Genomic DNA, 12510 nt, shown 5'->3' with positions numbered 1-12510 from the left:
TTACTCCGCCGCCGGTACGGCGTCGCCGGCCTCGGCGGCCTCTTTCTCCAGCTGTTCCAGCAGGCTGTCCTCGATCATCCGCGCCACCCCGGAGACGGTGGGCGTGTCCAGCAGGCTGCGGAACGCCAGCCGCACCCCGAAGGTCTTCCGGATACGGGTGAGCGCCTTGACGCTGGTCAGGGACTGCCCGCCCAGCTCGAAGAAGCTGTCGTGGGCCCCGACGTCCGCGACGCCCAGGGTCTCCGCCCAGATCTGGGCGACCAGCCGTTCGGTCTCGTTGCGCGGCGCGACACGGTCGGCGCCGTCCGCCCGCCCGGCCTCCGGCTCGGGCAGCGCGTCCCGGTCCACCTTGCCGTTGCGGGTGAGCGGGAAGGCGTCGAGCGCCACGAACGCGGCCGGGACCAGATACGCGGGCAGCCGCTCGGCGAGGTAGCCGGCCAGCTCCGGCGCGGCGGGCACCGCGGCACCGGCGCCCCGGTGCGTGAAGTACGCGACCAGCTGCCGCCGGTCGCCCTCGCCGCGGACCACCACGACCGACTCGGTCACCGCCGGGTGCCCGTCCAGCGTCGCGGAGATCTCGCCCGGCTCGATGCGGTAGCCGCGCAGCTTGACCTGGTCGTCGACGCGGCCCAGGAACTCGATGCGGCCGTCGGACAGCCTCCGCACCCGGTCGCCGGTCCGGTAGAGCCGCTCGGCGGGGTCGAACGGCGCGGGGACGAACGCCCGGCCGGTCAGCTCGGGGCGGTTCAGATAGCCACGGGCCAGGCCGTCCCCGGCCAGGTGCAGTTCACCGGGGGCGCCGACGGGCGCCAGGTGCCCGGCCGCGTCCAGGACGTAGGCGCGGGTGTTCTGCACGGGGTGGCCGAGCAGCGGTACGGGGCTGTCCGCGATCCTGGTGACCAGCGCGTCCACGGTGGCCTCGGTGGGGCCGTAGAAGTTGAAGCTGATCAGGTCCTCCCGGGCCCGCAGCGACGCCCACAGGCTCTCGGGGACCGCCTCGCCGCCCAGGGCCACGCCGCGCAGCGGGTGGTCCCCCTCCGCCAGCAGGCCGGTCTCCACCAGCTGCTGGAAGTACGACGGGGTGGTCTGGAGGAAGTCGATCCGCTCCGCCGCGCGGTACGCGGTCAGGGCGTGCGCGTCCCGGCGGACCGCGTCCGTCACGAGGTGCAGTTCGTGCCCGGCGACCAGCCACAGCACCGGGTTCCACGAGGCGTCGAACGAGGCCGGGGCCAGGTGGGCGACGCGCAGCGGCGTCCCGCCGTTGGCCTCCTGGAGCGGCCCGAAGACCGTGCGCCGGTGGCTGTCCAGCAGGTTCGCCAGGCCGCGGTGTTCGACCACCACGCCCTTGGGCCGCCCGGTGGAGCCGGAGGTGTGGATGATGTACGCGGCGTCGCCGGGCGCCACGGTCACCTCCGGCGCGGTGTCCGGGCGCGCCGCCACGGCCTGCCGCTCGGCGTCCAGGCGGACCACCGTGGTGGCGTCGGGCGCGGGCGGCAGCGCCGACGCCACCGGCTCGCCGGTCACCAGCAGCCGCGGCCGGATGTCCGCCAGCAGGTCCGCGGTGCGCCGCCCGGGCGCCGCCGGGTCCAGCGGCGCGTACACCGCGCCCGCCTTGAGGACCGCGAGCAGCGACACGATCAGATCGGCGCCGCGGTCGAGGCAGACGGCGACCGTCTCCTCGGGACCGGCGCCGAGGGAGCGGAGGTGGTGCGCCAGCCGGTTGGCCCGGCGGTCCAGCTCGCCGAAGGACAGCCGGCCGCCCTCGTGGACCAGCGCGGTCGCCTCCGGGGTGCGGGCCGCCTGCGCGGCGAACTGCCGGGCCACCGGCAGCTCGCTCAGCAGCTCGGTGCCGGTCGCGTTGTGGCGGGTCAGCAGCTCGGCGCGGTGCCCGTCGCTCAGCGCGTCGAACTCCCGCGGCGTACGGTGCGGGTCGCGGGCGATGTCCTCCAGCAGCGCCCGCAGGTCGGCGGTGACCCGGGCGGCGGTGCGCTCCTCGAAGAGGGCGGGGTCGTAGGCGAGCCGGAAGGACAGCCGGTCGCCGGCGAACACCGCGAGCACCATGGCGTAGCTGGTGGGCTCGTGGGAGCGCACGTCGCGGATGCGCAGACCGCCCTCGGCGCCCATCTCCCCGTCGTACGGGTAGTTCTCGAAGACCACGTAGCTGTCGAACAGGTCCACCCCGGCGGGCAGGTCGGCCCAGCCGCGGATCTGGGCGAGCGAGACGTATTCGTGCTGCCGGGCGGCGACCTGGCCGCGCTGGAGGTCGGCGAGCCATTCCAGCAGGGGCCGGTCGTCCGGGACGGTGGCCCGTACCGGCAGGTTGCTGATGAACAGCCCGATGATCGACTCGGCGCCGGGCAGGTCGGCCGGGCGCCCGGAGACGGCGGAGCCGAAGCAGACCTCCCGCTCGCCCGCGTACCGGGACAGCAGCAGCGCCCAGGCCCCCTGCGCGAGGGTGTTGGCGGTCAGCCGGTGCTGCCGGGCGAGCGCGTCCAGCCGCGCCGTCGTCTCCGCGTCGAGCTGGAAGCGTGCGGCGGCCTCGGTGCCCGCCCGTACGGTGTCCTGCGACCGGTGGTCGACCGGCAGCGGGGTGGGCGCGGTGAAGCCGTCGAGCACCTGCTTCCAGTACCGCTCGGCCTCGGCCAGGTCCTGGCGGCCCAGCCACTCCACGTAGTCGCGGAACGGCGGGCGGGCGGCCGGCTCGGGCCGCTCGTGCCCGGTCAGCGCCAGATAGTGGCCCAGCACGTCGGAGATCAGCTCGGCCGTGCTCCAGCCGTCCAGCAGCAGGTGGTGCGAGGTCCACACCACCCGCAGCCCGCCGTCCGGCTCGGAGACCAGCGTCAGCCGCATCAGCGGCGCGGAGGTCAGGTCGATGCCCCGGGCGCGGTCCTCGGCGAGGAAGTCCTCCAGCGCGCGGGCGGCGTCCCGCGCGGACAGCGCGCTGTGGTCGCGCCGCTCCACCGGCACCCGCACCCGCTCCCGTACCACCTGGAGCGGTTCGGCGGTCTCCTCCCAGGTCACCGCGGTGCGCAGCATCGGCGTCCGCTCGGCCGCACGCTGCCAGGCCGCCTCGAACGCGTCGGTGTCCACCCCGCCGTCCAGAACGAAGGAGAGCTGGCCCACGTAGACGCTGTCGCCCTCCTCGGTCAGGCTGTGGAACAGCAGGCCGTGCTGCATCGGCGTGACCGGGTAGAGGTCCGCGAGGGGGCCGCCGTCGGCGGCGAGCTTGTCGAGCAACCGCTGCTCCACCCGGGCCAGCGGGAAGTCGGACGGCGTCGCGCCGGCCGCCGCGCCGCTCACCTCCCGGCAGTGCGCCACGAGCGCGCGGAGCGCCGTCAGCAGCGCGTCGCCGAGTCGCTCGACGGTCGGGGCGTGGTGCACCTCGGTGGAGTGGAACAGCTCGAACTCCAGCTGCCCGTCCCGCACCCAGGCCACGACGTCCAGCCCGTACTCCAGTCTCTCGGCGGGCGAGAGTTCGGTGCCGAAGCCCAGCCGGACATCGCGCAGCAGACCGCCGTCACCGTCCGGGGCGCCGGTCAGCCGGCCGAGGTAGTTGAAGCTGACCTGCGCCTGCGGGCCTTCGGCCAGCACCTCGGCCGGGGCACCGGCGGGGCTGAGGTGGCGCAGCGCGCCGTAGCCGATGCCGCGCCCCGGCACCGCCCGCAGCTGCTCCTTGACGGACCGCAGGAGCGCGCCCCAGCCGTCCCCGGCCGAGGTGTCCAGGGCCACCGGGAAGCTGCTGGTGAACCAGCCGACGGTGGAGCCGATCTCCAGGCCGTCGAACAGCTCCTCGCGGCCGTGGCCTTCCACGTCGATCAGCACGCGGTCGCGTCCGGTCCAGTCCGCCAGCACCCGGCCGAGCGCGGACAGCAGAACGTCGTTGACCTGCGTGCGGTAGACGGACGGGACCTCCCGCAGCAGCGCCTCGGTGTCCGCCGTGCCCAGGCTCACCCGTACGCTCGCCGCCGACGCGACGGACGGCGTACCGGCGGCGTCGGCCGGGAGCCCGGCCTCGGCCCGCTGCGCCACACCGGCCCAGTGGTCCAGCTCCGCGTCGAAGCCGCCCGCGGCGGTGTGCTCCGACAGCCGCCGCGACCACTGGAGGAACGAGGTGCCCTTCGGGCCCAGGTCGACCGGTGCGCCGTCGGCCGCCTGCCGGTAGCCGCGCTCCAGGTCGGTGAGGAGCACCTGCCAGGACACCGCGTCCACGACGAGGTGGTGGGCGGTCAGGAAGAGCAGCGGGGCCCGCCCGTCCCGGTCGAACAGCAGGGCCCGTACCAACGGCCCGTCACCGAGGTCGAGTCCGCCCTGCGCGGCGGCGGCCACCTTCTCCACGGCCTCGTCACCGGCCTCGCCCAGCGCGATCCGCTCCAGCGGCCACCGGTCGCCCGGGGCCGGGATCTCCTGCTGCCAACGGCCGTACACCGAGGTGAAGCGGGTGCGCAGGGCGTCGTGGTGGTCCAGCAGGGCGTCCAGGGCGGCCCGCAGCGCGTCCGTCGACGGCGGTTCCGCCAGCTCGGCCAGCACGGACATCGTGCAGTGGTGGGGGGCGATGGTGTGCCGGCGGAAGAACGTGCGCTGAATGGGGGTCAGCGGCACCTTTCCGACGACCGGCTCCGTACTCACGTCTGCCTTCTCCTCCGGGTTGCGGGCGGCCACCACCGAGGCGAGTTCGGCGACCGTCTGGTGACTGAAGATGTCCTGGGACGAGACCCGCAGACCCGCCTCGCGGGCCCGGGAGACGACCTGGATGCTGAGGATCGAATCGCCGCCCAGGTCGAAGAAGTTGTCCTCGACGCCCACCGCCGGCACCCGGAACACCTCGGCCCACACCGCGGCGAGGGTCTCCTCCGCGGGGGTACGGGGCGCGGTGCGCGCGGCGGGGCGTTCCGCGGGCGCGGGCGGGGCGGGCAGGGCGCGGCGGTCCACCTTCCCGTTGGCGTTCAGCGGCAGCCGCTCCAGCGGGACGAACACCTGCGGCACCATGTGGCGGGGCAGCAGGCCGCCCAGCCGTTCGCGGAGCGCCGCCAGATCGGGTTCGGCACCGGCCGCGGGGACGACGTAGCAGGTCAGCCCGCTGCCGCCGGCCTCCGCGCGGATCGCGGCCGCGGCGTCGGCGACGCCCGGGAACCGCTGGACGGCGCTCTCGATCTCGGCCAGCTCGACCCGGAAGCCGCGGATCTTGACCTGGTCGTCGGACCGGCCGAGGAACTCGACGTCCCCGCCGGGCAGGAACCGGGCCCGGTCCCCGGTCCGGTAGAGCCGGGCGCCCTCCGGGTCCATGGCGAACGGGTCGGGCAGGAAGCGCTCCTCGGTCAGGTCGGGGCGGTTCAGATAGCCCCGGGCCACCCCGGGCCCGCCGATGAACAGCTCGCCCACCACTCCGGCCGGCACCGGCCGCAGCCCGGCGTCCAGGACGTACATCCGGGCGCCGGGGATCGGCCGGCCGATGGGCACCGAGGCGGTGGCGGGCAGCGCGTCCCGCTCCACGCGGAAGACCGACGACTCGACGGTCGCCTCGGTCACGCCGTAGCTGTTGAGGACGGTGGTGCCGGGGGAGACCCGGTCCAGCAGGCGGCGGCAGTCCTCCGTACGCCAGTTGTCCGAGCCGACGACAAGGTAGCGCAGCGGCGGGAAGGCGCGGCCGGTGCGCTCGGCCTCCTCCAGCAGCGCGCCGGCCAGTGACGGCACGGTCTCCAGGTGGGTGACCCCGGCCCGTTCCATCAGGTCGAACAGCCGGGGCGGGTCGGTGGTGACCGCCGACGGGGAGATCACCAGCGTCCCGCCGTGGGCGAGCGCGTGCCCGAGGTCGGAGACGAACACGTCGAAGGCCATGCTCGCCAGGTTGAGCTGGCGCGCCGGACGGTCCTCGACGCCGTAGACCCGGCCCCAGGCGGCCACCGCCTGGCTCAGGCTGCGGTGTTCGACCATGACGCCCTTGGGGCGGCCGGTGGAGCCCGAGGTGTAGATCACGTACGCGAGGCTGTCCGGTGTGACCTCGACGGCCGGCGCGTGCGTGGGCCACTGCCCGATGGCGTCCCACTCGCCGTCCAGGCGCAGCACCGTCGCGTCGCACAGCGGCAGCCGGTCGGCCACGGCGTCCTGGGTGAGCAGCAGGGCGGCGGCGCTGTCCCGCAGCACCTGCCGGTGCCGTTCGGCGGGGTGCCCGGGGTCCAGCGGCAGGAAGGCACCGCCGGCCTTGAGGACGGCGAGGGCCGCGGTGACCATATCCGGGCCGCGCTCCACACAGACGCCGACCACGGTCTCGGGGCCGACGCCGAGATCCATGAGGTGGTGGGCCAGCTGGTTGGCGCGGGCCTCCAGCGCGGCGTAACCGATCACCTGGTCCTCGAAGACGACCGCGTCGGCGTCCGGTGTGCACCGGGCGTGCACGGCGACCAGTTCGTGCAGGCACAGCTCCTGCCACGGCACCCTGGCGCGGTTCCACTCGTGGACGACGCGGTCCCGCTCGCCCAGCGACAGCATGGGGACGTCGCCCACCGGCCGGCCGGGGTCGGCGGCGAGCCCGTTCAGCAGCGCCAGCAGTTGGTCGGCCAGGCTCTCCGCCTGGTCCGTTCCGTAGAGCGCGGGGTCGTAGGAGAGCTGGAGGACGAGTTCGCCGTCGTCGGTGAAGGCGGTCAGGTCCAGCGGGAAGCTGGTGGTGTCCACCGCGGACAGCTCGCGCAGCCACAGGCCGTTGCGCTCGGCGGCCGTGTCGTTGCCCGGGTAGTTCTCGAAGACCACCACCGTGTGGAACAGCGCGGTGGCGCGCGGCACCTCGCTCCAGCCCTGGATCTGCCCGAGCGCCGCGTACTCGAAGTCGCGCGCCGCGGCCTGCGCGTCCTGGAGGCCGCGCAGCCAGTCGGCGAGCCGGTCGGAAGCGGTGACCCGGGTGCGTACCGGCAGCGTGTTGAGGAAGTTGCCGACCACGGCGTCCGCGCCCGGCAGGCCGGTGGGGCGGCCGGCGACGGTGGACCCGAAGCAGACGTCCTCGGTGCCCGCGTGGCGCGCGAGCAGCATCGCCCAGGCGCCCTGCACGGCGGTGTTCAGGGTCAGCCGCTCGGCGCGGACCACCGCGGTCAGCGCCTCGGTCTCGGCACGGGTCAGCTCGACCCTGACCTGGGCCGAGGACTCCGACTGGTAGCCGGGCGGCAGGCTCTGCCCGTACGGGAGCGGAGTCGGCGCGTACAGGCCCGCCAGCGCCGCGCGCCAGTGCTTCTCGGCAGCCGCGCGATCCTGGCGGCCGAGCCACGCCACGTAGTCCCGGAAGGGCGGGCGCCGCTGCTCCGGGGCCGCCGGGGCGGCGGGGCCGTCGGCCAGCGCGCGGTAGCGGGCGAACACGTCACCGAACAGGTGGGACGTGCTCCAGCCGTCGAGGACGACGTGGTGGAAGCTCCACACGACCCGCACCGCGCCCGCCCGTTCCCGGGCGAGCACCACCCGCATCAGCGGAGCCCGGGTCAGGTCGATGCCGGCCCGCTGCTCGGCGTCGGTCAGCTCCGCCAGCCGCCGCCTCCGCCCGGCCGCGTCGGTGTCCGTCCAGTCCAGGTAGCGGACCTCCAGGGTCGCTTCGCGGTCGACGATCTGCACGGGCTCCGGTACGCCCTCCCACCGCAGCCGGGTGCGCAGCGCCGGGTTGCGGTCCACCACGTGCTGCCAGGCCGCGCCGAGCGCCCGGATGTCGTCCACGCCCTCCAGCAGGAAGCTGACCTGGTCGAAGTAGGCGCCGCCGGTGGGCTGGTTGAGGGCGTGGTAGAGCATGCCGGACTGCATCGGCGTCAGCGGGTAGACGTCCTCGACCGCCGAGCCCGGTGGCACCAGCGCGTCCACGGCGGCCTGGTCGAGCGCCACCAGCGGGAAGTCACCGGGCACCGCGCCGCCCGTGCCGGGGGTCAGGCAGTGCCCGACCAGCTCGTCCAGCGCGGCGGCCAGCCCGTCGGCGAGCGCCTGGGCGGTCGCCCGCTCATGGCGCTCGGACGAGTAGTACACGGTGAACGTCAGCCGCCCGCCACGTACTTCGCCGGTGATGTCGATGAGGTGCGAGCGCTCCTCCTCCGGGCTGTGCTCCTGCCCGTAGTCGAAGATCTGCTCGCGGTAGAGCGCACTGCCGGCGGTGCCGTCCGACCACTGGCCGAGGTAGTTGAAGCTGATCTGCGGGCGCGGCCCGGCGGCCAGGGCCGCGCGCTGCGCGGTGTCCGCGGCGAGGTAGCGGAGCGGCCCGTAGCCGAAGCCGCGCTGCGGTACGGCCCGCAGCCGCTCCTTGGTGCCCAGCACCAGCTCGCGCCACGGCCGGTCCGCCGGGGACTCCAGGACGAGCGGGAAGACCGAGGTGAACCAGCCGACGGTGCGTGAGATGTCGGTGCCCGGCAGGACCTCCTCGCGGCCGTGCCCCTCCAGCGTGATGAGGGTGCGGTCCTGCCCGGTGTGCCGGGCCAGGGCGCGGCCGAGCGCGGTGAGCAGGATGTCGTTGACCTGGGTCCGGTAGACCTTGGGCACGTCCTGGAGCAGCTGCCGGGTGCGCCGTTCGTCCAGCCCCGCGTGCACTTCACGGGTGACTCCGAAGGTGTTGCGTCCGTCGTGGTCGGTGGGAAGGCCGGCCGTGGTGACGGCCGCGACCCCGGTCCAGTGATCCAACTCGCCCTGGAATCCATCCTGTTCGGTGTACTCCGCCAGTCTCCGCGCCCACGTGAGATACGACGTGGACGCGCCCCCGAGGTCGATCGCCGCGCCGCTCGCCGCCTGCCGGTACGCGTTCTCCAGGTCGTCCAGCAGGATGCGCCAGGAGACGCCGTCCACCGCCAGGTGGTGCACGGTCAGCAGGAGCCGCGGCCGGTCCCGGGCGTCGCGGTCGAACAGCAGGCAGCGCAGCAGCTCGCCCCGCTCGGGGTCGAGACCGGCCTGTGCCGCCTCGGACAGCTGCCGCAGGGCCGCGTCGCGCTCCTCGGGCGCGGCCCCGCCGAGCGTGATCCGCTCGATGTCCGGCTCCGGGGCGTCCCGGCCGGGGCCCTGCTGGACCAGCCGGCCGTCCACCGTCGTGAAGCGGGTGCGCAGCGCCTCGTGCCGCCGTACGACGTGCCGGAACGCCTCCGACAGGGCCCGCTCGTCCACGTCCGGGGGCAGCGTGAGCAGCACCGACTGGTTGAAGTGCGCGGGGCGGACGGTGTGGTGGTCGAAGAACCAGCGCTGTACGGGGGTGAGCGGCGCGGGCCCGCTGTCCTGCGCCCGCTCCTCGGCGACGGTCTCCGCCACGGGGATGGCCGCGCGCGCCAGGTCGGCCAGCGTCCGCCGGGAGAAGATGTCCCGGGAGCTGATGACCAGCCCGGCCCGGCGGGCCCTGGCCACCACCTGGATGCTCAGGATGGAGTCCCCGCCCAGCTCGAAGAAGTTGTCCGTGGCGCCCACCCGGTCCACGCCCAGGACCTGCGACCACACCTGCGCGAGGGTTTCCTCGGCGGCGTCGGCCGGTGCCCGGTAGCCCGCGCGTTCCCCGGCCTGCTCCACGGGCGCGGGCAGCGCCCGCTGGTCCACCTTGCCGTTGGAGGTCAGCGGGAACTCGTCCAGCGTGACCAGCGCGGAGGGCACGGTGTAGCCGGGCAGCCGGGCCTCGGCGAACGTACGCAGCTCCGCCGTGTCGAGGCCGGCGCCGGGCTGCGGGCGCACGTAACCGACCAGCCGCTTGTGCCCGCCGTCCGTACGGGCGACGACCAGCGCCGCGGCGACCGCCGGGTGGGCTTCGAGGACGGCCTCGACCTCGCCGGGCTCGATGCGGTAACCGCGCACCTTGACCTGGGTGTCCACCCGGCCCAGGAAGTCCAGCGTGCCGTCCGGCAGCCAGCGGACCCGGTCGCCGGTGCGGTAGACGCGCTCGCCGGGGACGGCGGAGAACGGCGCCGGGAGGAAGCGCTCCTCGGTCAGTTCGGGGCGGCCCAGGTAGCCGCGGGCGACGCCGGGGCCGCCGATGTACAGCTCGCCGGGGGAGCCGGCCGGCACCGGCCGCTGCCGCTCGTCCAGCACGTAGGTGGTGGTGTTGCGGATCGGGCGGCCGATGGGCAGCGCCCGTACGCCGTCCGTGGCGTGGATCTCCTGGAACGTGGCGAACGTCGTCGTCTCGGTCGGCCCGTAGATGTTGACGAAGCGGCCCGGCCGCTCCCCGGCGAGCAGCTGCGCGACCCGCCGCGGGCTCTGCGCCTCACCGCCCACCAGCAGGTGGCGCAGGCCTCGGAAGGCACCCGGCGCGACCTCGACCACCTGGTTGAACAGCGCGGTGGTCAGGAACAGCGTGGTCACGCCGTGCTCTTCCAGCGCGCGGGCGAAGGACCGCGGCTCCAGCAGCACGTCCTTCGGGATCACGGCGATCCGCGCGCCCACCACCAGCGGTGCCCACACCTCGAACGTCGCCGCGTCGAAGGTGGCGTCGGCGGCCTGGGCCACCACGTCGTCCGCGGCCAGCGGCGCGTAGTCGGGGCCGCTGATCAGCCGTACGATCGACCGGTGCTCGACCACCACGCCCTTGGGGCGGCCGGTGGAGCCGGAGGTGTAGATGACGTACGCGGCGGTGTCCGCGCCCACCTCGACCCCCGGGCCGTCGGCCGGGAGCGCGGCGAGGGCGGCGGCCTCCTCGTCCAGGCACACATACCGGGTGCCGCCGTCCGGGAGCCGGTCGCGCAACGGCCGTTCGGTCAGGCACAGCGGTGCCGCGGTGTCCTCCAGGACGAACGCGATGCGGTCGGCCGGGTAGTCCGCCGCGACCGGGACGTACGCGCAGCCCGCCTTGAGCGTGGCCAGCATGGCGACGACCAGCCCGGCGCCGCGCGGCAGGCAGACGGCGACGTGGTCGCCGGGCGCCGCGCCCCGGTCCAGGAGCAGCCGCGCCAGCCTGCCGGAGCGCTCGTCCAGCTCCCGGTAGGTCAGTTCGGCGCCCGCGCCGGTCACCGCGATGCGGTCGGGCGTGGCCGCGGCCTGTGCGGAGACCAGGGTGTGGACGGGCGTGTCCGCGGGGTAGTCGGCGCGGTTCTCGGTCCAGCCCGTGGTCAGCGCCGTGTGCTCGGCGTCGGTCAGCAGCGGCAGGTCGCCGAGGGCGCGGCCGGCGTCCGCGGTGATCCCGGCGAGCAGCACCAGCAGACGGGCGCACAGCGCCTCGATGGTCGCCGCGTCGAACAGGTCGGTGTTGTACTCGACCGACCCGGCCAGCCCGCCGTCCGCGTCCGGCGCGAACTCCACGGTCAGGTCGAAGATCGAGGAGACCGACGGCGGCCGGAAGTCCGTCACCCGCAGCCCCGGGAAGGCGGGCGCGCCGCCGGGGGCATTTTGCAGTACGAGGGCCGCCTGCACCAGGGGTGTACGGCTCGGGTCGCGCTCGGTGCCCAGCGCGTCCACCAGCCGGTGGAAGGGCACGTCCTGGTTGCCCAGCGCGTCCCAGATCCGGTCGGTGGTCCGCTCCACCAGCTCCTCGAAGGGCAGCTCCAGGTCGATCCGGCCGCGCAGCACCAGGGTGTTGACGAAGAACCCGACCAGCGGCTCCAGTTCGGTGCGGTCCCGGCCCACCGAGACGGTGCCCAGCGCCACGTCCCGCTGACCGCTGTGCCGCGCCAGCAGGACCTGCGTCGCGGCGGTCAGCACCGCGAACAAGGTGCCGCCGCACCGGGCGGCCACCGCGTCCAGCCCCTCGGCCACCTCCCGGGGCACCGCGAACGTGTGCAGGGCGCCCACCGTCGTCCGCACCATCGGCCGGGGCCGGTCGGTGGGCATCTCCAGCGCAGGGACGCCGTCCAGTTCGGTCTTCCAGTACTCCAGCTGGGCGTCCAGCTCGGCCTCGGTGCAGTGCTCGCGCTGCCAGACCGCGTAGTCCCGGTAGGTCACCGGCAGCGGGGCGAGGTCCGCGTCACGGCCCTCCAGGGCGGCGGCGTACAGCTCGCCCAGCTCCGCCAGCAGCACACCCTTGGACCAGCCGTCCGCCGCGATGTGGTGCATGTTCAGGAACAGCACATGCTCCTGGGCGCCGTCCGGGCCTGAGCCCAGCGCGACGAGCAGGACCCGCAGGACCGGGCCCGTCGCCAGGTCGAAGGGGGTGCCGAGTTCGGCGCGCAGCAACCGGTCCAGTTCCGCGTCGCGCTCCCCGGCGGGCAGCCCGCCGAGGTCGGCTCTCTGTATGCCGGGGACGGTGGCGGGGCGGACGACCTGGTGCGCCCGCCCGTTCGTCGTCGCGAACGTGGTACGCAGCGGCTCGTGCCGGGCGACCAGGCCGCCGAGCGCGCCGCGCAGCGCGTCCACGCGCAGTGGACCGGTCATCCGCAGCGCGATCGACGAGGTGTACTCCACGCTGCCGGGCTGGAACTCGTGCAGGAACCACAGCCGCTCCTGCCCGAACGACAGCGGCGCGTCGGGGAGGTCCCCCAGCGCGCGCAGGTCGCCCGGACCGCCCGCCGCCGCGTCCGCGCGTCCGGCCAGCTGCCGTTCCAGCAGCTCGTCCGGGCCCACTGGCCGCCCGCCGTTCATCTGCTCACCCATCGT

Annotated in this window: 1 pseudogene; it reads right to left on the bottom strand. The window is 74.8% G+C overall.

The features are described 5' to 3' along the window. Positions 1-84: 84 nt before the first annotated feature. A pseudogene (locus tag CP973_RS29930) lies at positions 85-12507 on the bottom strand (non-ribosomal peptide synthetase); the annotation flags it as partial. Between the last annotated feature and the right edge of the window lie 3 nt (positions 12508-12510).

This window comes from Streptomyces albofaciens JCM 4342 (assembly GCF_008634025.1).
Classification (GTDB): domain Bacteria; phylum Actinomycetota; class Actinomycetes; order Streptomycetales; family Streptomycetaceae; genus Streptomyces; species Streptomyces albofaciens.
The sequence above is the reverse complement of the archived record's forward strand: the minus strand, read 5'-3'. Positions and strand labels throughout refer to the sequence as shown.